Source organism: Candidatus Kuenenia stuttgartiensis (genome assembly GCF_900232105.1).
In the GTDB taxonomy this organism is placed as follows: Bacteria; Planctomycetota; Brocadiia; order Brocadiales; family Brocadiaceae; genus Kuenenia; species Kuenenia stuttgartiensis_A.
Genome location: NZ_LT934425.1, coordinates 876,016 through 896,432, shown reverse-complemented (window position 1 = coordinate 896,432; position 20,417 = coordinate 876,016). Strand labels below are relative to the sequence as shown.

17 protein-coding genes and 2 pseudogenes are annotated in these 20,417 nt (G+C 40.5%); 11 read left to right on the top strand and 8 right to left on the bottom strand.

Annotated features, from left to right (window positions below; genetic code table 11):
* Window positions 1–65: 65 nt before the first annotated feature.
* The 3 genes from murJ to KSMBR1_RS04105 form a co-directional block, all read right to left on the bottom strand.
* Entirely contained in the window at window positions 66–1,685 is a 1,620-nt protein-coding gene (murJ, locus tag KSMBR1_RS04115; RefSeq protein ID WP_099324191.1) for a murein biosynthesis integral membrane protein MurJ, read from the bottom strand.
* A gap of 208 nt (window positions 1,686–1,893) precedes the next feature.
* A complete protein-coding gene (locus tag KSMBR1_RS04110; protein ID WP_169703784.1) occupies window positions 1,894–3,408 on the bottom strand; it encodes an SUMF1/EgtB/PvdO family nonheme iron enzyme in 1,515 nt (504 codons plus the stop codon).
* A gap of 148 nt (window positions 3,409–3,556) precedes the next feature.
* Window positions 3,557–4,117 (bottom strand): hypothetical protein, encoded by a 561-nt coding sequence (locus tag KSMBR1_RS04105; RefSeq protein ID WP_099324189.1) that lies wholly within the window; start codon window positions 4,115–4,117, stop codon window positions 3,557–3,559.
* A 561-nt stretch (window positions 4,118–4,678) separates the two neighbouring features.
* On the opposite strand from KSMBR1_RS04105, the gene KSMBR1_RS04100 reads away from it, so the two are divergent.
* From KSMBR1_RS04100 to KSMBR1_RS04080, 5 genes are all read left to right on the top strand, one after another.
* Entirely contained in the window at window positions 4,679–7,054 is a 2,376-nt protein-coding gene (locus tag KSMBR1_RS04100) for a PAS domain S-box protein (RefSeq protein ID WP_099324188.1), read from the top strand.
* Window positions 7,047–7,673, top strand: a complete 627-nt coding sequence (locus KSMBR1_RS04095) for a response regulator (RefSeq protein WP_099324187.1) — start codon at window positions 7,047–7,049, stop codon at window positions 7,671–7,673. The genes KSMBR1_RS04100 and KSMBR1_RS04095 overlap by 8 nt, the downstream gene beginning before the upstream one ends.
* Window positions 7,674–7,710: 37 nt before the next feature.
* On the top strand, window positions 7,711–9,234 hold the full coding sequence (gene rfaE2 / locus KSMBR1_RS04090) for a D-glycero-beta-D-manno-heptose 1-phosphate adenylyltransferase (protein WP_099324186.1): 1,524 nt from the start codon (window positions 7,711–7,713) through the stop codon (window positions 9,232–9,234).
* 103 nt (window positions 9,235–9,337) lie between these two features.
* Window positions 9,338–9,937 (top strand): D-sedoheptulose-7-phosphate isomerase, encoded by a 600-nt coding sequence (locus KSMBR1_RS04085; protein WP_230405764.1) that lies wholly within the window; start codon window positions 9,338–9,340, stop codon window positions 9,935–9,937.
* Window positions 9,934–10,497 carry a D-glycero-alpha-D-manno-heptose-1,7-bisphosphate 7-phosphatase gene (locus tag KSMBR1_RS04080; protein ID WP_099324184.1) on the top strand — a complete coding sequence of 188 codons (564 nt, stop codon included), beginning with the start codon at window positions 9,934–9,936 and terminating at the stop codon, window positions 10,495–10,497. The genes KSMBR1_RS04085 and KSMBR1_RS04080 overlap by 4 nt, the downstream gene beginning before the upstream one ends.
* A 379-nt stretch (window positions 10,498–10,876) precedes the next feature.
* Here KSMBR1_RS04080 and KSMBR1_RS04075 read toward each other — a convergent pair.
* Window positions 10,877–11,890, bottom strand: a pseudogene (locus tag KSMBR1_RS04075) (IS4-like element ISCku4 family transposase); the annotation flags it as partial.
* 96 nt (window positions 11,891–11,986) lie between these two features.
* On the opposite strand from KSMBR1_RS04075, the gene KSMBR1_RS04070 reads away from it, so the two are divergent.
* The 3 genes and pseudogenes from KSMBR1_RS04070 (at window position 11,987) to KSMBR1_RS04060 (ending at window position 13,733) form a co-directional block, all read left to right on the top strand.
* Window positions 11,987–12,607 (top strand): Druantia anti-phage system protein DruA, encoded by a 621-nt coding sequence (locus KSMBR1_RS04070; RefSeq protein ID WP_099324183.1) that lies wholly within the window; start codon window positions 11,987–11,989, stop codon window positions 12,605–12,607.
* Window positions 12,608–12,791: 184 nt separating this feature from the next.
* A pseudogene (locus KSMBR1_RS04065) lies at window positions 12,792–13,283 on the top strand (ISNCY-like element ISCku10 family transposase); the annotation flags it as partial.
* 123 nt (window positions 13,284–13,406) lie between these two features.
* A complete protein-coding gene (locus KSMBR1_RS04060; RefSeq protein WP_099324182.1) occupies window positions 13,407–13,733 on the top strand; it encodes a hypothetical protein in 327 nt (108 codons plus the stop codon).
* 265 nt (window positions 13,734–13,998) lie between these two features.
* Here the strand turns inward: KSMBR1_RS04060 and murA are convergent, their stop codons facing one another.
* From murA to rpmE, 4 genes are all read right to left on the bottom strand, one after another.
* Window positions 13,999–15,273, bottom strand: coding sequence for a UDP-N-acetylglucosamine 1-carboxyvinyltransferase (gene murA, locus KSMBR1_RS04055; RefSeq protein WP_099324181.1), 1,275 nt, complete (start codon window positions 15,271–15,273; stop codon window positions 13,999–14,001).
* Window positions 15,254–16,225 (bottom strand): peptide chain release factor N(5)-glutamine methyltransferase, encoded by a 972-nt coding sequence (gene prmC, locus KSMBR1_RS04050; RefSeq protein WP_099326971.1) that lies wholly within the window; start codon window positions 16,223–16,225, stop codon window positions 15,254–15,256. Before prmC ends, murA begins: the two co-directional genes overlap by 20 nt.
* A 136-nt stretch (window positions 16,226–16,361) precedes the next feature.
* The gene (gene prfA / locus KSMBR1_RS04045) at window positions 16,362–17,444 is read right to left on the bottom strand and encodes a peptide chain release factor 1 (protein WP_169703783.1); all 1,083 of its coding nucleotides are present in this window, start codon (window positions 17,442–17,444) and stop codon (window positions 16,362–16,364) included.
* A 9-nt stretch (window positions 17,445–17,453) separates the two neighbouring features.
* On the bottom strand, window positions 17,454–17,684 hold the full coding sequence (gene rpmE, locus KSMBR1_RS04040; protein WP_099324179.1) for a 50S ribosomal protein L31: 231 nt from the start codon (window positions 17,682–17,684) through the stop codon (window positions 17,454–17,456).
* Between the two features lie 402 nt (window positions 17,685–18,086).
* Between rpmE and ffh the strand changes: the two genes are divergently transcribed.
* From ffh to trmD, 3 genes are read left to right on the top strand one after another with little or no spacing between them, the layout of a single operon-like run.
* The gene (ffh, locus tag KSMBR1_RS04035; RefSeq protein ID WP_099324178.1) at window positions 18,087–19,442 is read left to right on the top strand and encodes a signal recognition particle protein; all 1,356 of its coding nucleotides are present in this window, start codon (window positions 18,087–18,089) and stop codon (window positions 19,440–19,442) included.
* Between the two features lie 21 nt (window positions 19,443–19,463).
* On the top strand, window positions 19,464–19,721 hold the full coding sequence (rpsP, locus tag KSMBR1_RS04030; RefSeq protein WP_099324177.1) for a 30S ribosomal protein S16: 258 nt from the start codon (window positions 19,464–19,466) through the stop codon (window positions 19,719–19,721).
* 3 nt (window positions 19,722–19,724) lie between these two features.
* The gene (gene trmD, locus KSMBR1_RS04025; protein WP_099324176.1) at window positions 19,725–20,405 is read left to right on the top strand and encodes a tRNA (guanosine(37)-N1)-methyltransferase TrmD; all 681 of its coding nucleotides are present in this window, start codon (window positions 19,725–19,727) and stop codon (window positions 20,403–20,405) included.
* The last annotated feature ends 12 nt before the right edge of the window (window positions 20,406–20,417 follow it).

The window sequence follows — 20,417 nt, the reverse complement described above, 5'->3', positions numbered from 1 at the left end:
CCAGGCTGGAGACTGGAAACGAGATTGAAACTGCATAATCGGTAAATATTATGATAAAAGTACTGTTATGGCTTTTTCAATACTCCTTTAATGAGATTTCTGAAATCTTCTGATTTGATTAAGAAAGAAGCGACAGCAAAAGTAGCGCTCGCGGTCAACATTGGAATGAAAAGCCGTATTCCCTTAAAGTAAAGCGAGGTGTTTTCCTCTGAATAAGGAAGCATTTTTAGCGTAAAAAAGCATACAAACCCCATCGCAACTGAGATGATTATCGTTTTTACAAGAGAGACAAAAACTTCTTTTTGTATTTTTATACTTAGTTTTTTTTGCAATATCAGGGTTAATATAATTATTTGTATTATGGCGCTAATTGAAGTGGAAAGGGCCAGACCCCCTTCTTGTAAAGTCCAGATGAGCGAAATATTCAACACCAGGTTTAAGCCGACACACAATGTACCGATTTTGACGGGAGTAACCGTATCTTTGAGAGAATAAAATGCCCTGATCAGTACATGTAGACCACAATACGCCCATATGCCGATAGCATAAAACAAGATGACGCGAGATGTTCTTAATGCCGATTCGGCGTCAAATTGGTTTCTTTTATAAAGCAGGCTCACAATAGGTTCCCGGAGCATGATAATACCAATCGATGCAGGAATACCCATAAAGAGAATGAATTTTAAAGCTTTGTTGAAGGTTCTTGAAAAGTTTTCCCAGTCTTCTCTTGCCGCATATGTGGAAAAAAAAGGAAAGACTGCGGTAGCCATGGCAACGCCGAAAACTCCCAAAGGAAACTGGATTAATCTGTCGCTGTAATACAGCACGGATGCTGCCCCGACTTTCAGGGGAAACGGTATGTTCATTCCGGCAAAAGCAAAAGAGCCCTGCCCATCACTAGTTGAGGCAAATCCAACGGCAATTATACTGTCAAGTAAAACATTAAGCTGTACGATTGCCAACCCGAAGACGATGGGGGCCATTCGTGTAAAAACCGATTTTAAGCCTGGGTGTGTAAATTGGAATGATGGACGGTAATTAAAACCTTTCTGCCTGAGAAAGGGCAGATGGACATACATCTGGATAATGCCCGAAAAAAGGATGGCAATTGCCACTGTAAAGACCATTTTCTCGGTCACATTCCCCGTATAAAAGGATACAAATGCCCCGCTTATCCAGCATATATTAAGAATCATGGGGGCAAATGCGGGGATGAAAAAATGGCGAACCGTGTTTAATATTGCTCCCATAAAAGCGACAATGCAAATAAAAAAAACATAAGGAAACAAGATTATTAGTAATTTAAAAATTAACTGCCATTTTTCATGAATGTTGAATAGTTTTGGAACCACAAAAAAAGATCCTTCACCTATGAATACAATCCCCCCTAAGATGATAATGAGTAACGTTATGACAATATTTGCAAATTTCCAGGCCTCCCGTTCTCCGTGCTTTTCTATATGTTCGGTGAATACCGGTATAAAAGCAGCGCTAAGGGCGCCCTCTCCAAATAAACGCCTAAAGAGATTGGGAATTTTAAAGGCGACGGTAAAGGCGTCCCATACGAGGCCTGTTCCAAAAATACTGGCACAGATAATATCCCTTCCAAGCCCCAGTATGCGGCTTAAAAAAGTGCAACTGCTTATGGTTTTTACGGAATAAATTAATTTTTTTATGTCTGACATGGAAAATTGATGGAGGTATAAGGGGCGTGTATTTATTTTTGATTAAAACGTGTTGCCGAAAAATCTGTAATAATTATCCCGCCCCTAAATACCCTCACAATAGGAACTTTTTGCATTTCCCCATCTGGCGAGAGAGGTTGGGGATAAATTCTTATGTGTGGATTTAATGGAAGGGACTGAAACTATATTGCAAAAATCTTTTCTGTGGCTATTTTGCCTTGTTTTCTTCGTCTTCAGGAACATAGTCTTTTGCGCAACGAAACCCAATGCTCTTATTCCTGTCTTCCGGCTTACCAAACATTCTGACAGCACATCTCATTTTATAGGCGTAGGGGGCAAAGAGGGAAGCACCTTTGATAATTCTCACCCCTGTGCTGTAATCAGGGCCTTTTGGATTCATACTTGGACTTTTGTGGTAATATTCGGCATGGTACCAATCATTGCACCATTCTGAGAGGCTGCCAATAACGTCATAGCATCCGTAAATACTTTTTCCAATATCATAACTACCTACAATCAGGGATCCACTAGGCCCTACATTTGCCAATGTTGCATCCCAAACATTCCCCCATGGGTATCTGCGCCCGTCAGTTCCTCTTGCGGCTTTCTCCCACTCTGCTTCCGTGGGAAGTCTCTTCCCCGCCCAGGCAGCGTACGCATACGCATCATACCAGTCAACACGGGATACGGGATAACCGGGATAATCATAATAGGGATAGTCCCAGTTTGTATGCACAGTACCTGGCACATGGTTTTTATCTTTTGGCTCTTCCGGGTGGCATTTGCTGTGGTCTCCCGTTTCTTTTATATATCGTACGAATTCCCAGTATAATGCGTTTGTGACTTCATATTTATCGATATAATATGCATCTAAATATACTTCGTGTATTGGTGATTCCTCGGGAATAAATTCTTCACCACCTGACCCCATAACAAATTTTCCTGCGGGAATTAAAACCATTTCACTCCATTTGTCACGGTTTTTCTCCAGCGCTGCGCTCATTTTTTTGTTTCTTTTTTCCAAAACTAGCGCTTCGCGCTTCTGTTTTTCCTCAGGCAAAAGCCCTTTTTCCAGCTTATATATATAGAGATATATATCCTGACTTATCTTTTGATAATTTTCCTGATTTTTTTTCTCTTCAGGCAGCATTTCTAATAAGTCTCTGCATGTATCCATGTGAAACAATGCCAATTTTTGATTTTCTAATTTCCAGTAAATACCACCGAGGTTAAAGTGTATTCCTATATTATCCGGATGTAAAAATACCGCCTGTTTAAATTCATTTAGCGCATCGGTATATTTTTCTTCATTTTTAAACCGGTTTCCTTCTTCTATGTGGGTTTGTATCTTTCGTGCTATTTCGGCTGGGGTAAGATTAACAATGTTTCCTTCGGGGTCCTTCTGCTCTGTAAGAGGTTGAACAATCAAAGGCATGCCATCTTTTTTGCAGAATTTTTCTCCTGGCGCTGCCTTTTCTTTGCATGTCGGGCATATAAGATCTGCCGCGGTATACTCGATAAGCTGTTTGCCATCAATACTGCAAAAGCTTACGTCTCCGGGATATATTCTGCTGCATTCAGGACACATCCTGTTTTTAGACGTATTTTCTTCTGTTATTGGCGTATTTTCTAAATTATTCCTATCCGTGCTTTGAGAGAAAAGAATATTACATAAAAATAAGTTGAGGATAACAGAAAACGTTGCCAGATAAAAAGATTTCAAAGAAAAGACCCCCATTCAGAAATGATAGATATTCGCTACAATTGAAATGTTATTTTGAGGTGTATAGAAAACTAATGTTGTATGTAATATAGCTGTATACCATTATTTATTTAAAGGCATGCATGATTCTTCAAAATCTGCGGTTAATTTAATCCTCTGTTATCTCAGCCTCGACTTCACCCGGTTTTTTCCGTTTCCAGTTTGACCACTTTCCCCATTCGATATATTTTTTATCGTCAGATAACCAATATTGTGTGCCTTCCCGCTCTCTTACACAAATCAACCCTTCTGCCTTTCGCACTTGCGTTTGCTTTATCACTTTAAAAAAATGACAATCTACCTGGTGAAAATTTATTTCGGAACTATTTTTAACCTCTTTTAATTCAAGATCATTAAAGGATAATTTATTTCCCGTAATCTTTTTTTCGTCCACGGGAATTTCATAAGTGATAATATCAGTTACTTTAATGGAGACAGCATTTGGTTTTTCGTCCATCCATGGTATTGGAACGGTACCGCTATATGGGGCAAAGGACTGATGGAAGCTGGGCGGTTTTTCCCCTGGCTGTCTGGAGGTATCAATTATACCACCGCCTGAATGTTGTGCCAGAACGCATTTTTCTGTCGCAAAAATAACAAAAACACTTACAAACAGTCCTAACAGGAACATTGTTCGCAATGTAACTAATCTGCCCAGTTTAACCTTCATGATAAAATTCCTTTTGCTGATAAAATCCACAATTAAATTATAATCCGAAAATATTACATAAGAATGCAGGGCTTGTCAATTGTTTTAGAAGCAAGATTGGACAAGCATATCCTTTGTAAACAAAATAAAAGAGAGGAAAGTTCATGGAAAATGGCGCCTTTTCGGCAATATATTTAAATATAGCCAAACAAATACGATTTTAGAAATTTGGCAATAAAATAGCTTTCTAAAAACAGATTTATTGTAACACTTTAGTTTTTTGAAAAAGTTTGGCGCATAGTGTAGGGACGACGGATGATAGACCTCCTTCGTCCCTCGTCTCTCGTCCTTAGTCTCTCGTCTTTCGTCTCTCGTCTTTCGTCTCTCGTCTTTCGTCCCTCGTCTCTCGCTCTTACGTTTTTCTAAAACGGAAGTGTTACTATTTGTTTGACTATAATTAATCTCCGGCGCGCGGTGGGATTCTTTATTCTTGACATAGATTTTTTATGATATTAAGATGAGCGACGTTAATAAATTTTTATTATGAAAGTATTTACAAGATATTAGTCAGTTGCGTTTTCTATGGAAAAAGTCCGAAAAATTCTTATCGTTGTCAACGATAATGATGACGAATATCCGGCAGGTAATTCACTCAAAGAAATGCTCTTAAAATGCGGATATCTTATTTACATGGCATGTCACGGCAAGGATGTTGTTCTCTTAATAAAGAAATATAACATTGATTTGGTTTTGTTCGACCTCTGTCTGTGCGATGAACATGAGTTTTTGTCAGTAAAAAGTACGAAGAATGCCTTGCCGGATACAAATGTTATCGTTATGGTTGATCGGGCAAAGGTTGGTAAGGTAATCAAAGAACTATGCATGGACACGGTTGACTATATTTTGAAACCTTTTGACGCCGATTACCTGAAAAAGACGGTTGAGAATGCGCTTTACAAACAACAGTTGGAATGGAATCTGAAAAAGACGCTATTCGATAAAGAGATTATCAATAATATAAACAAATCGATTGCTACCAGCATTGACATTCGTGAGAGTTTTTCAATGGTATGCAGCGAACTGAAAAAGATTATTCCATTTGTTCGCGCCTGCTTAATTATTTCAAATGAACAAGGTCAATGGTTTCAGGTGTTTGCGCTGGCAAAAAAGTATGATTTTAGTGAAATTAATGCAGGGGAATCATTTCCCATGGGTGGCAGCCTTTTGGAAAAAATTATTCAAACCGGCAAGCCCATCATAGTGAATGATACGAGCACCGGGCATTTCTGGACTGATAAGGTATTGCATAACGAAGGAATACTTTCACGGCTGGGTTTTCCCCTGATACTTAAGGGAAAAGTGCTTGGGGCAATCACATTTGGCGCCAAGGAGCTCAACAGTTTTGACGAACAGTGCTATTTCTATCTTTGGCAGATAGCGCCTCAGCTTGCAATAGTACTTGAAAACACTATTTTATTCAGCCGGATTAAAACCTCGGAAGAACGATACAAGATGTTGTTTAACTATGCGGCAGATTCAATGATGATGGTAGATTTGAATGGAAAGATACTTACGGTGAACAGGCGCGAGGAAGAAATTATCGGATATCAGATGGAAGAGCTTGTAAATAAGTATGTCTTTGATTTCCTGACCATACCATCAAAAAGAACGGTTATCTCACTGCTATCGATGGCAGTCAATAAGAAGGCGCCGACAACTGAAATTGAGGTAATCAGCAAAAATAAGCAGATATTGGTAATGGAACTGGATATTATTGCCGTTAGAGAAAGAAATGATATTATCTATATGTTGGCACATTTTCGGGATATAACCGAAAGGAAGAACCTGGAGCTGGAATTGAAAAGGGAAAAGGAGAAACTGGATGATATTGTAAGTCAAATCGGGGCAGACCTCCTCGTTATCGGCAAAGACAAAAAAATTCGCTGGGCAAACAAACGATTAATCAATAATCATCCCCTCGGCAAAAATATAGTAAATCATACCTGTTTTGATACCTTTTGCAATTTTGAGGAAGACCCTGTTGAGTGCCCTTCGTTTAAAGTATTTAAAACGGCAAAAATTAACCAGACAGAGCGCATGGTTTATAACCATAATAAAAAGAAATTTTGCAATGTGATCAGTTCTCCGATTTTCGATAAGGAGGGAAATGTTGTTCAGGTGCTGGAACTGATTCAGGATATAACGGAAAAAAAACGGGAAGAAGAACGGCAAAAAAAATTACAGCAGCAGTTAATACATTCGGATAGATTGATATCCATCGGAAGGCTTGCGGCAGGCGTCGCCCACGAAATCAATACCCCCCTTGCAATCATTTCGGGTATGACACAAGGCTTTCTTGAAAGAAAAAAGGGATTTAGCAATGAAACAATAAAAGAATTTAAAACGATGCAAAAGGTGGCTAAAAGGATAGAAAGGATTGTTAATTCCCTGCTGGAATTATCGCATTTTGAAGGAAACGAACAACCAAGGCCTGCCAATATTAATAAAATTATAAAGGACACCGTCGCTCTTATTATAGAACCGTTCACGAAAAAAAATAAGAAAATTATTTTGAAATTATCTTCCCGGCTACCGAAAATTAAAGGATTTGCGGAGCAATTACAACAGGTTATAATGAACCTGCTGATTAATGCGGATGATGCAACGGATTCCGGCGATACCATCTCCATAACAACGGGCATTAAAAATAAAAATACCATTACTATTACTTTTGAGGATACCGGTAAAGGTATTCCGGAAAACCAGCTTTCAAGAGTCTTTGACCCGTTTTTTACGGACAAAGAAGTAGGGAAAGGGACCGGGCTGGGGTTGTCCATTACTTATGGCATTATAAAAAGGCATAATGGCGCTATTCATGTGAAAAGCGACGTGGGAAAAGGCGCAAAATTTGAAATTAATTTACCCACAAACTTTGAAAAGGTGACATACGATGGATAAAGGCGTAAAGGTATTGGTTGTAGATGATGATGTTGACTATAATTTATATTTAACCAAATTTTTAAGCGAAGAGGGTTACACCGCCAAAGGCATTACAATGCCTTCAGAGGCCATAAACGTCCTGGAACAAGACAGATTTAACATCGTCATTTTGGATTTAAAAATGCCGCAAATAAGCGGTACCGAGTTGCTTAAAGAGATAAAATCAAGGTTCCAGAATATTTGTGTTATTATATTGACCGGTTATCCCTCTTTTAAGACGGCAGTTGAAACGATGAAACTCGATGCATTTGATTACTTAAAAAAACCATTCGACTTAAATGACTTGAGAAAGGCTTTACATAATGCACAAAAGACGTACTGTCTTATCAAAAATTCGAAGGATAAACTGAAGAGCGATGTCGGGAAAAAGCTTAAGTTTTTGAGGAAAAGTAAAAAGATCACCCAAAAGCAATTAGCAAACCGGACAGGTCTGTCTCCAAGCTTATTATCACAGATTGAAAACGGTCAAATCGCTGCATCTCTTAATACGCTTGATAAATTATCGGCGTCTCTTAATGTTAAGTTGTCCTATTTCCTGGAAGAAAATCCCACGGAAATTATTGCGGATACTTACTAGTATATAACGTGTATTTTGCCGGAGTTTTAAATATATTATGGATAAGCTTTTTCATATCGTTTCACATTTGGGATCCCCGAAAATCCTGGTTATCGGGGATTTGATGCTTGATAAGTATGTTTGGGGTGAGGTCAGGCGCATATCACAGGAGGCGCCTATACCTGTAATTAACGTTTCTTCAGAAGATATACGGCCCGGCGGCGCGGGGAGCGTTATTGCAAATTTAAAAATGTTAGGGGCACAGGTGCTTGCGTGCGGAGTTATTGGAGATGATTCGTATGGCACTATTCTTTTGCAAATACTTAAAAATATGAAATGTGACGTTGACGGGGTCATTGTTGACAATAGCCGTCCAACAACAATGAAGATGCGTTTAATGGGACATCTACAAACTGCAGGAAAAGGCATACAACAATTATTACGTGTTGATTATGAAAAAACCCACTACATTTCCAAAGAGAAAGAACAACAATTAAATGGTTATCTGAGCGAAAAGATAAAGGACTGTGATACTGTCCTGATATCGGATATGAACAAGGGTTTGCTTTCTGATTCGCTACTGAAGGCTATAATTCATCTTTGCCGGGAACACAAAAAAGTAGTAATTGCAGATCCAAAACTTTCGGGAGATTACTCCTGCTATAGAGGGGTTACCGCCGTTACTCCAAACAGGCATGAGACAGAATGTGCTACCGGAATCAAAATTACCGACAGTGAGAGTTTGCATAGGGCTGCGGGTAAATTTGTCTCTGACCTGGAATTGGAGTATTGCGTTATCACTATAGACAGAGAAGGCATGTTTCTTTATCATAAAAAAGGCGAAGGAAGGGTATTCCCTACTACTCCAAAAGCGGTGTATGATGTAACCGGCGCCGGCGATATGGTGCTTAGCATGTTTGGCCTGGTGCTCGGGGAGGGTTATAGTTTTGAGGAAGCCACATTGCTGGCAAATATCGCGGCAGGAATTGAAGTCGGGAAAATTGGCGTTGTTCCGGTAAGTAAAGACGAAATACTTAATGAACTTGCAAGCGAAGGGAATCAGAAATCCGGGAAAATTAAAACCGTTGAAATGCTTGAAAATATTTTAAAAGAACACCGAAGGAGAAATGACAAGGTTGTTTTTACAAATGGTTGTTTTGATATTTTGCATGTTGGTCATATAGAGTATCTTAAGTTTGCAAGAAAACAGGGCGATTTGCTGGTGGTTGGGCTGAACACGGACAGTTCAATAAAAAAACTGAAGGGGCCTAACCGTCCTATTGTTTCTCAGGACGAGCGTGCAAAAATGCTTGCGGCATTAGAAGACGTCTCGTACGTGGTGTTGTTCGATGAGTTAACACCTATGAGCATTATTACGTCCTTAAAACCTGAAATATTAGTAAAAGGCGAAGACTGGAAAGATGCAGGGGTAGTGGGGCAGGAGTTTGTGGAGTCCTACGGAGGCAAGGTAGTATTGGCTCCTTTAGTGGAAGGAATTTCAACCACCAACATTGTCTCAAGAATCATTAATAAGCATACCCGGGATGAATTGTTACAGGGCGTAATCACACAGACGCATTAAAAAACAGGCAGTTATACCTTACTTTTTTGTAGAGACGCATTGCATGCGTCTCTACATTAGCATCAACAACTGAATAAACGCTGCCAAAGGCAGCCTGATTTATATGAAAACACAAGAACTATTTATGAATGATATTGAATACCAATTACAAGAGAGTATCGATACAATAAAAAAACTATTGTCAACCCACGTTGAGATTGTCAGAGACGTTGCCGATGTTATCGTCAGGGCGTTTAAAAATAACAACTTTATGTACTTGATGGGAAATGGCGGGAGCGCAGCAGATGCGCAGCATATAGCGGGAGAAATGATAGGCCGGTTCAAAATGAACCGGCGGCCCCTTCCGGCAATCGCCATAACAACGGATAGTTCTGTAATGACCGCAATTGCAAATGATTTTGGCTATGACTTGTGTTTCTCCAGACAGGTAGAGGCGCTGGTAAAGGCGGGAGATATTGTTCTGGCATTTACTACAAGCGGAAACTCAAAAAATATACTGAATGCGGTCAAAATTGCCCGGGACTTAAAAGCAATAACCGTGGGTTTTACCGGAATGGGTGGGGGTCTCTTAAAAAATGAGGTAGATTTTTGCATAAAAGTACCTTCCTCAAACACGCCAAGGATACAGGAATGCCATATTACCATCGGGCATATTTTGTGTTCTCTTATCGAGAAAGACATTTTTGGACATGTTCCTGAATGAAAAAGAAAAGAGCCGCATTTCTTGATCGGGACGGCACCATAGTTGTCCACACGCCCTATTTAAGTTCACCGGAACAGTTGAAATTATTACCCCATGCGGTTGAAGGCATACGCCTTTTCAAGGATCATGATTATCTGATTATTGTTGTAACAAATCAATCAGGTATTGCCAGGGGATATTTTGACGAACAATCTTTAATACAAACCCATGAAAAACTGAAAAAAATATTAATCATAGAAAAGGCTGAGGTTGATGCCTTCTATTATTGTCCGCATCATGCAGAAGGCGTAGTCGAACAATACAGGATGCATTGCGATTGCAGAAAACCACGGCCTAAGATGTTATTTGATGCTGCACAACAATACAATATCGACCTGTCGCAATCAATAATGATTGGTGATTCCCCTGCGGATATTCTTGCTGGCAAAGAAGCCGGTTGTAAATCGGCGCTCATTATAAATCCAAATCATGAACAGGAAGCTGACCCGGATGCGCCCTTTGGGGCAGACTACGTAGTGAAAGATCTTTTAGAGGCTGCCCGGCTTTTTATCCCCGAGTAAATTGGAGTAAATAGGGGAACACTTCCCATATTTCAAAAATTAATCCGGGAAGTTTCCCCCTGTTTCGCTGTATTTTATGGCACAGCAAACAGACAATTCTGACCTGGAGCGATCGCTGAAATCATTAAAATGCACACAACTTTTCACATATCCAATACATTTTTCCGCTTTTTTAGCAACACTTTCAACTAATAAAATACGTAACGAAGATTCGATCTATACATTCAGTTTTTTTTACTGTTGACATTTAATTTTTAATAGCATAATAAAATATATAACTTGAGAGTACCGTATTTTACAGTAGGCACTAATCCCATTCTCACGAGTAAAAATACCTTGTGAGTGAAAATAAAATAGTTAAAAAGTGTAGTAAAAGCAACTATGCGACCAATCGAGCCCCTTCTGCCCTGGAAAAATCGATTCGTTCAAGAATAAATTTTGTAAGGATTGACTTTTGAGATGAATCCACGAGAAATTCAGGAAGGCAATTTCTCATTGCAATGGCCGTCACTTGTTCTGAAGGACAAATTCCCGGCCTCATAGTCCGCAACCATGACCCGAAGGAATTCCAAACAAGCGATGGAAATGCTGAAGAAATATATTGCAAAAGCCCCTGTGCAATAACGCCGGCCTGTATATGTCTGTGATAGGCTGCAAGTTTTCTGCGAACTGCATTTCTGTATTCAGAGCTTCTTTTGTGAACATGTTGATTGCCGGAACGTCTTTTAATTGGCTGCATATTTCTCATCCAAAAATGGTAGGCATATGCGCCCAAGGTTCTAAGCGCCTGTTTGAAAGACACTTCGATTTTGAAACGCAATCCATACAGGCAGATAATTTCCATTGCATTAATAGTTAAATCCGTACTCATTAAAATAATTTTCCCTCTTTGAGGGTGATCCACCAATACAAATCGAATAAGAATACCCACGGGTTTCCAAAGCAGATCAAGGGTTCTATAATTTATTTTTATGCCTTGCTCTCCATAAACCGGACTTTCCGCCTCCTTCATTGATGCGCGATCATTCAACAATGTTTTTAATTTTACTTTCATACCATATTTTTTGGGTCGTCCACGTCCTTTCTTTTCAGGAGTCGGTTCCACGGGAAAGTATGCAACGGCATTACTCCTTACCCTGCTAATCAAGTGGCTGCCCCGGGCAACTACGCCATTAATAATAGCATGGGATGCGTAATAGGCGTCTGCAATAAAGTAGAACAATTCTTTCAGCTCCAGAGAATTAATCAATAAAACCATTTTGTCGAGTAAGGTTCTTTGGTCTCTGTTTGAAAAGACAACGCCTTTATGAATTCTGCTCACCAGTGGAATAGCAAAACAACTTTTCCCGGCTTCAGCTAAAAGAGAAACAACCTGACAGGAATGGCCCATAATGTCACGGCGCTGTCAAAGTTTTCCATAAGCGCATAATATACAAAGATATGTAAAAAAACGTGGACATTCCCCCTAAAATATTTTATATTATAGGGCATGAACCAGCATACAACACCAATCGATAACACACACAATGAACTACTTTGTTCAATTACCGTTCGTCCTGTTTCACAAAACGACCAGGCAAATTGGGACATACTGATGCGCCAGCATCATTACCTTGTATTTCATTCTCTCGTAGGAGAATCAATTCGCTATGTAGCAGAATCACAGGGACAATGGCTTGCCTTGATCGGCTGGGCTGCCGCAGCATTAAAATGTACCGTTCGCGATAAGTGGATTGGATGGCCGCCATTTTTAAAATCGCAACGACTGAAACTCATAGCAAACAACTCACGTTTCCTGATCCTTCCTCAGATACACGTACCAAACCTTGCCTCCCGTATTCTTTCTCTTAACCTTAAACGCTTATCACAAGACTGGACTAAGGTCTATGGGCATCCAATCTGGCTTGTGGAGACCTTTGTCGATCCTCGTTTTTTTAAAGGCGTCTGCTATAAGGCCGCAGGATGGATTTTTTTAGGACATTCAACCGGTTTTGCCAGATCATCACAAGGCTATCTTCTGCACAATAAGCCAAAGATGGTCTTTGTTCGCTCATTGAAAGCACAAGTCCAAAAACAACTATTGACGGGAGCTTTTGGCACAAATTCTTGATCCGCGTCTTTCGTAGGGTGACTTTGACGTTGCCGTGTCTGCATGAAGGGTTGAAAGTATAGTGAGTAGATGTTAAACTTAGGGCGTAGAATAAGGGAAGCGAGGGTACCAAGGGGTGAAAAGAGACAAACATTCGCCCAAAACATCAGAAAAACAGAGTCATCAAAAGGAGAACTGCCACGCCATGAGAAAAAGATTCGAGCCGCAAAGGAGACTTGGAAGCACACCAATATCAGAGGTAGAAATTCCCGAAAAGAGCAGGGATGAGTTAGCGCCGATATTGAGGGCATTACAATACATATTTGTTACAGAGGAATTACGAGAGGAAGTATTCAGGGTATTGGAAGCAAAGGTAAAGTGTGGGAAGAAAGAGACAGGGCGTAATGGGATGGAGTTATGGCAGATAATGGTAATAGGAGTGGTGAGATTGGGATTAGATGCGGATTATGACAGGTTGGAAGATATGGTGAATCACCATAGTCTGATTCGCCAGATAATGGGAGTAGATGCCGTATTTGGGAGGGGTAAGAAGTATTCGCTGCAAAGCATCAGGGATAACGTAAGATTGCTCGATGAGGAGACGTTGGGCAAGATTAATGATGTGGTGGTAAAGGCAGGACAGAGGCTGGCAAAGAACGGAAGGGAGGAGAAGTTACGCATAAAGACGGATACTTATTCTTTTTAATGTTTTACAATTTGGAGGAGACATGGCCATCATTTTGAATTCCATACACCCAGCCTGCCGGATATATGCGGTGATGTTTTAATTATAATCCTTTTTTTAGCCGCATATCTTCTTATGAATTCTGCTACTGTCAGAGACAAAATAGGCGACATTGCTTTTGGCTTTTGTGATGCAAAAGGCTCAAAGAAAGATTCTTTGATGAGAATCAGGGATTATGTTTTATGGGGCAAAAATATTTTTTATATTGCAGCCGCCGGTTTTCTTCTCTATTTCTTCTCTAAGTATTTATTGAAACCGTGGTTGGAGGTGTTTTTTACTGAAGAAGCAGAAGCGGGTACTTTTTTTGTTGCTCTAAACATCGCAAATAGCGCCGTCAGGCTATTTGCCGATTTGATCTTGGTGGTGTTTTGCTTCATACGGAAATGGAATTTCTCTTATTGAAATAAGCTATACTTAAACTATTTCAAAGGAGGTCAGAAACCATGACGTGAGTACCCGAAAGAGCGGGAGCATTCCCAAATATTTGTAGATTCTCCATTCTTGTTCTCAAGCTACTGTTTTGAGAACACAATTGTAGTAATATTTTAGTTTTTTGAAAAAGAATCTACCTATAGGGGTATGATTTGTAGTGGCAAGGTGCGCCTTGCTACTACAAGGAAAATGTTTTATTCTCGTTGCAGTCTAACAACAAAGCGCCGGAAATGTTTTACTCGCTTACCCGTGTTATATGAGCGCCGAGTTGAGACAGACGTTTTTCGATCTGTTCATATCCCCTGTCCAAATGGTAGATACGGTGGATGTGGGTTGTGCCTTTTGCCACAAGACCTGCAAGCACTAGCCCGGCGCCGGCACGGAGGTCAGAAACCATGACGTGAGTACCCGAAAGAAAAGGGGACCCGTTTATTGTGGCATACGGGACGTCTACCCGAATATCTGCCCCCATTCTTCTTAATTCCGCGGAGTGGATAAATCTGTCTGGGAATATTTTTTCGGCAATTACACTTTTCCCTGATATTGTACAAAGCAAGGCCATAAATTGTGCCTGCATATCGGTGGGCAGGCATGGATATGGCATCGTTGTTATATTGGCGGGCCGGTAGGTATTATTGCTTTTCACCACGGCGGTATTGCCATTTGCAGTTACTTCCACGCCTATTTCGCGCAATTTTTCGATTGTTGCGACAAGGTGATCGTTCCTGACATTCTCCAGCGTAATTTCTCCTTTCGTTATCGCCCCGGCAATCATAAATGTTCCTGCCTCTATTCTATCAGGTATGATTTCATAGTCCACACCGTGCAATTCCTTAACGCCTTCAATGGTGAGTATGCTGCCTCCTATGCCGGAAATCTTAGCGCCGGCTTTGTTAAGGAAATAAGCAAGATCCTGCACTTCAGGTTCGCAAGCTGCATCTTCAATGATCGTTGTGCCTTCTGCCAATACAGCAGCAGTCATAACATTGCATGTCCCCAGTACCGTCGTGCCGTATTGCCCTTTTAAAGAAATACGTGTGCCTTTCAGTGTGCCTGCTGAGGCGATTACATATCCTTCATCCGTTTCAATCCTGGCGCCTAATGCCTTAAGTCCTTTCAAATGTAAATCTATAGGACGTTGCCCGATAACACATCCTCCAGGATATGAAACCTTTGCATTGCCACGTTTACTGAGTAGTGGGCCCAGAACACAGACGGACGCCCTCATTTTTCTTACCAAATCGTAAGGCGCTGTAATCTTTTCTTTATGCTCGCCATCCCGAAATATTATTCCAAGAGAACCGTCTTCGATGTGCCGGATATCTCCCCCAAGATTTTTCAATATTTTTATCTGCGTCTGAATATCGACAATATTGGGTATTCCTTTTATACGCGAGGGGCCATGGAGTAATAAACATGCAGCCATAATAGGTAATGCTGCATTTTTTGCGCCATTTATGCGTACTTTTCCTTCCAAACGATGTCCACCTTCAATTACGATCTTGTCCAATGTTGCCCTCCCTTTGTGCAATGATGATGCGTGATATGTTCTGGTAATCTTTTATGCGCTGTATCGATGTAAAGATGTTTGTATTTTTTATCATTTTTATGACCTGACGCGCTTGTTTTTCGGCTACTTCCAAAAGGAGAAAACCTGCCGGCCTTAGCCACGAATTTGCTTCTGCCAGGATACGTTCAAACATTTCCAAACCACTATTGCCGCTGATAAGAGCGGTGTACGGTTCATAATCCCTTACTTCCTGTTGCAGCTCAGATAATTCGGTGGAAGCTATATAGGGGGGGTTTGATACGATGAAATGTGCCTTTGTTTTGATGCTGCATGATTGTAACGGCTCATATACATTGCCGCAGAGAAACGTAATTTTCTCCTGCAAATGGTGTTTTTGTGTGTTCATTTTGGCGACATCCAACGCCTCGGGGGAAATGTCTATTGCCATTATTCCCGCAGTGCTTATATTTTTTGCAAGGGAAATTGCAATATTCCCACTTCCAACACCGATGTCAATGATTACAATTTCATTTTCATGGATGAAACTTTTTGCCTTTTTAATAACCGCTTCCACTAGTAATTCCGTTTCCGGACGCGGTATAAGTACCCTTTCGTCAACATAAAAGTCTGAGGACATAAATTCTGCATGGTTGGTAATGTATTGGAGCGGTACCCTTTTGGCTCTTCTCTGAACGGCCTTTTTATAGCGTGATGCTATTATGCGTTGTACGGGTTTGTCGGGGTGTGTATGAAATTGTATGCGATCACAGTTCAGCAGATGTGACAGTATAACCTCTGCGTCCAAACGGGGAGTATCAATGCCGGAACGTTGCAATTCCCTTGTTGCCCATTGAATGATATTTCCGACAGTGTTTTTAGTTGTGGACGTCTTGTTTTCTACTTTAGTACTTTTGTCATTGGGATTTGAAACAAAAGGAAAAGAAGGTTTCACGTGAGAAAATACCTCTCAACTATTCCCCATGCGGAAGCAACGGATTAACGCATGGGCGGATTTATCAAAAAACTAAATTGTTATTAAAAAAGGTATTAAGGTGAACCCTCTATTTTCCGGGATATTTTTAACGTGGTTATGTACTTGTGATCAACTGTTTTAATTGATCTTCCCGGTAGTGGTTAGCAAGGGCAGCAATAATTTCGTCCAAATATCCCAGCATGACATGTTCAAGATTATACACGGAAAAATTTATCCGGTGATCGGTGACCCTGTTTTGCGAATAATTATACGTACGAATTTTTTCGCTACGGTCGCCAGTTCCTATCTGAATTCTCCTTACTTGATCCCGTTCAAGCTGGTTTTTTTCTTCAATCGATTCATGCAAGCGGCTTCGTAGTATGCGCATTGCTTTTGCCTTGTTTTTATGCTGTGATTTTTCATCGAGACATTTTACAACAATACCGGTGGAGATATGGGTAATCCTGACGGCGGAACTCGTCTTATTTACCTTTTGCCCCCCTGGTCCGGAGGCACGGAATGTTTCTATCAGGATATCTGCCGGATTAATGTCAATTTCTACCTCTTCAACTTCAGGAAGGATGGCTACCGTTGCTGTTGAAGTATGAACCCTGCCGCTTGCTTCCGTTTGCGGTACCCGCTGAACACGATGTGTGCCGCTTTCAAAACGTAATTTCTGGTAAACATTACGACCTTCTATGGAAAAGGTGACCTCTTTGAAACCACCTAAATCAGTTTCGTTGTAATCAAACAGTTCTGTTTTCCAATTTTGACTTTCAGCATATTTAATATACATGCGAAACAGATCCGCCGCAAAAATGGCTGCCTCTTCTCCCCCGGTTCCCGCCCTGATTTCAGCAATAACGTTTTTATTGGCGGTTTTGTCTTCGGCAATAAATAATTCCTTGATTTCATCCATAATTGCCTTTTCATGGCCTTCCAGTTCATCCAGTTCCATGCGTGCCATATCTGCAAATTCCCCGTCAGATAACAGGTTTTCCGCATCCTGTTTTCTTATGTAGGTTTTTGTCAACTGGGCATATTTATGAACTATTTTGGAAAGGCATCCGTGTTCTTTCATGAGTGACATATAACGGCCGGAATCAGCTATAACCTGCGGGTCGGCCAGCAAGTTTTCCAGCTCGTTATACCGTTTTTGCATATCTTCCAATCTTTTTAATAAGTTATTATTCATCAAATAGCACTATTATTTTGTTGTACCTGGGTCTTGAATTATTTTGCTCTTTTTCAATCGTTTGTTAAAGCGGTCAATTTGGCCGGCACTATCAATAAATCTTTGTTTCCCCGTATAAAACGGGTGGCATTTTGAGCATATATCTACTGCTATTTTAGGTTTTGTGGCTCTGGTTTTAAATGTTTCTCCGCATCCGCATGTTACAACTGCCTCTATATAATTTGGATGAATACTGCTTTTCATTGCTACGTTATCTCCTCAATAAAAAAGCGCCTGCAAATATAAAAAAAATAATATAAAATATATTAACACAAACGGAAAATATTAGCAAACCAACAAATCTTGTGCAATAGAAATATTCGACTTAACCCTAAAATCAAACGTACTGCACACCCATACTTACATAGCTAAACGCCATTTTGTCTTATACGGTATTCATAAAATTCATTTGAATATCTTGTATTATTTTATAAAATGAAAAATTTATAGTATTATTTTGTTATCTTGCTATTGCGAATCAGTAAAATTATACTGTGAAATTACGTAAGCGGTAAAAGGAAACGTCAAAGATTTATTTTTAAATTTAAATTAGGCTTTAAGATGGGCACTGTTTTAATAAGGCAAGTATTGTTTTAAAATCGTTCGATTATGTTTGAATCAATCACAAATAGTTTGGAAGCTGTTCTTGGTAAATTCCGCGGGAAGGGAAGATTAACCGAAGGAAATATTAAGGACGGTTTGCACGAAGTGCGTCTGGCATTGCTTGAGGCGGACGTTAATTATAAAGTAGTAAAAAACTTCATTAAGCAGGTTACCGAGCGTTCTGTGGGTGAAGAGGTAATCAAAAGTGTTGCGCCGGGCCAGCAGGTGGTCAAGATTGTCCACGACGAACTGATTAAATTGATGGGGGAGTCTGATACCTCTATTCCTTTCAAGGAAGGGGGGCAGACGGTTGTGATGTTGGTGGGTTTGCAAGGCAGCGGTAAAACAACAACGGCTGGTAAACTTGCCAGGCTGATGCTTTCGAAAGGAAAAAAGCCGTTGCTTGCCGCAGCGGATATACAACGCCCTGCGGCTGTTGAACAATTAAAGACGCTGGGCCGGCAACTGGATATACAGGTATATTTTGAAAAAGATTTACCACCAACAAAGATATGTAGTGAAGCGATAAAATATGCAAAAGAAAACGGACATGATGTGGTAATTTTAGATACTGCAGGGCGATTACACATCGACAATGAACTGATGCTTGAATTGCGGGAAATAAAAGATACACTCACACCCGATCAAATATATTTTGTTTGTGATGCAATGACAGGTCAGGACGCGGTAAATAGCGCCAGGGAATTTGATGAGCAATTAGGTTTTGACGGGGTGATCTTATCTAAACTTGATGGTGATACGCGGGGCGGTGCGGCTCTTTCAATAAGGGCGGTTACGGGAAAACCTATTAAGTTCGTGGGCATTGGCGAAAAACTCGACCGTCTTGAGGAGTTTCATCCTGATAGGATGGCTTCCAGAATACTGGGAATGGGCGACGTAGTTTCACTGGTGGAGCGCGCACAGCAGGCCATTGATTTTGAAGAAGCGCAGAACCTTAGCCGGAAGATACAAAGTGATACGCTCAGCCTGGAAGATTTTCTCATGCAACTTCAACAGATAAAAAAAATGGGACCAATCAAAGAAATCATGGGTATGATTCCCGGTTTGGGGAACAAGATGGACGGACTTAATTTTGACGAAAAACAATTAGAAAAGGTTGAAGCGATTATCAAATCAATGACGATTCAGGAACGTTTGATCCCCGATATGATAAATGGAAGCAGAAGGCAGCGCGTAGCCAAAGGCAGCGGGACGACCGTTCAGGATGTTAATCAACTGCTTAAACAATTTAAATCGATGAAAAAACTAATGAAACATTTTAAGGGAAACGAGAAGGGGCTGAAGAAAAAGGGGATGTTTCCCGGGGGTATGCCCTTTGGCAAGGGTATGATACGGTAATTTTATCTAAAAGGAGAAAAAATGGCAGTAAGAATTAGGATGATGCGAATGGGACGTAAAAACAGGCCCTTTTACCGAATTGGCGCGTTCGATGCACATGAGGAACGGGATGGCATGTCTATTGAAAATTTAGGCACTTATGATCCTATGGAATCAAACAACGAAAAACAGGTGACTCTGAAACGAGAGAGGGTTGATTACTGGTTGAGCGTTGGGGCAAAACCAACGGAAACGGTTGCCAGCATATTTAAAAAACTTGGTATTGCGTTTAAAAAATAATACATGCGCATTGATATTTTGACATTGTTTCCCGGTATTTTTGAAAACGTACTGGGGCATAGTATCTTGAAAATCGCCAGAGAAAAGGCCCTTGTACAATACAATATTTTCAATATCAGAGACTATGCAGAAAATCAACGTTGTGTAGATGACAGACCCTATGGCGGGGGGCCTGGGATGGTAATGAAGCCGGAACCCGTTTTCAATGCAGTAGAAGCGATTGAGCGGCAAACTAACATACCCGCTAAAAAAATTTTACTAACGCCGCAAGGGCGTTGTTTTACCCAAGCTATCGCTAAAGAATTGGCAAAAGAGGCGTATCTTATGTTGATATGCGGCCATTATGAAGGGTTTGACGAAAGAATCAGAACCGGCCTTGATGTGTTTGAGTTGTCCATCGGCGATTATATTCTTTCAGGTGGAGAACTATCGGCAATGGTAGTTATTGACGCGGTAGTCCGTCTGATACCCGGTGTTTTGGGAGATAAGAACTCAATAACCGAAGAATCTTTTCATGACGGGTTATTGGAGTATCCTCAATATACCCGTCCTGCTGAATACAGAGGCATGAAAGTTCCGGAAATATTACGTTCGGGTCATCATCAAAAAATAAAGGAATGGCAAAGATATTTAGCTGAAAAAAGGACACGGGAAAAAAGGCCCGATTTATTAAACAAGAAATAGTATTATATTTAC

What these genes read in the sequence shown, in the direction of transcription:
- murJ (WP_099324191.1), bottom strand. Translation starts at nt 1,685, where the DNA reads ATGTCAGACATAAAAAAATTAATTTATTCCGTAAAAACCATAAGCAGT.
- KSMBR1_RS04105 (WP_099324189.1), bottom strand. Translation starts at nt 4,117, where the DNA reads ATGAAGGTTAAACTGGGCAGATTAGTTACATTGCGAACAATGTTCCTG.
- KSMBR1_RS04100 (WP_099324188.1), top strand. Translation starts at nt 4,679, where the DNA reads ATGGAAAAAGTCCGAAAAATTCTTATCGTTGTCAACGATAATGATGAC.
- KSMBR1_RS04095 (WP_099324187.1), top strand. Translation starts at nt 7,047, where the DNA reads ATGGATAAAGGCGTAAAGGTATTGGTTGTAGATGATGATGTTGACTAT.
- rfaE2 (WP_099324186.1), top strand. Translation starts at nt 7,711, where the DNA reads ATGGATAAGCTTTTTCATATCGTTTCACATTTGGGATCCCCGAAAATC.
- KSMBR1_RS04085 (WP_230405764.1), top strand. Translation starts at nt 9,338, where the DNA reads ATGAAAACACAAGAACTATTTATGAATGATATTGAATACCAATTACAA.
- KSMBR1_RS04080 (WP_099324184.1), top strand. Translation starts at nt 9,934, where the DNA reads ATGAAAAAGAAAAGAGCCGCATTTCTTGATCGGGACGGCACCATAGTT.
- KSMBR1_RS04070 (WP_099324183.1), top strand. Translation starts at nt 11,987, where the DNA reads ATGAACCAGCATACAACACCAATCGATAACACACACAATGAACTACTT.
- KSMBR1_RS04060 (WP_099324182.1), top strand. Translation starts at nt 13,407, where the DNA reads ATGAATTCTGCTACTGTCAGAGACAAAATAGGCGACATTGCTTTTGGC.
- rpmE (WP_099324179.1), bottom strand. Translation starts at nt 17,684, where the DNA reads ATGAAAAGCAGTATTCATCCAAATTATATAGAGGCAGTTGTAACATGC.
- rpsP (WP_099324177.1), top strand. Translation starts at nt 19,464, where the DNA reads ATGGCAGTAAGAATTAGGATGATGCGAATGGGACGTAAAAACAGGCCC.
- trmD (WP_099324176.1), top strand. Translation starts at nt 19,725, where the DNA reads ATGCGCATTGATATTTTGACATTGTTTCCCGGTATTTTTGAAAACGTA.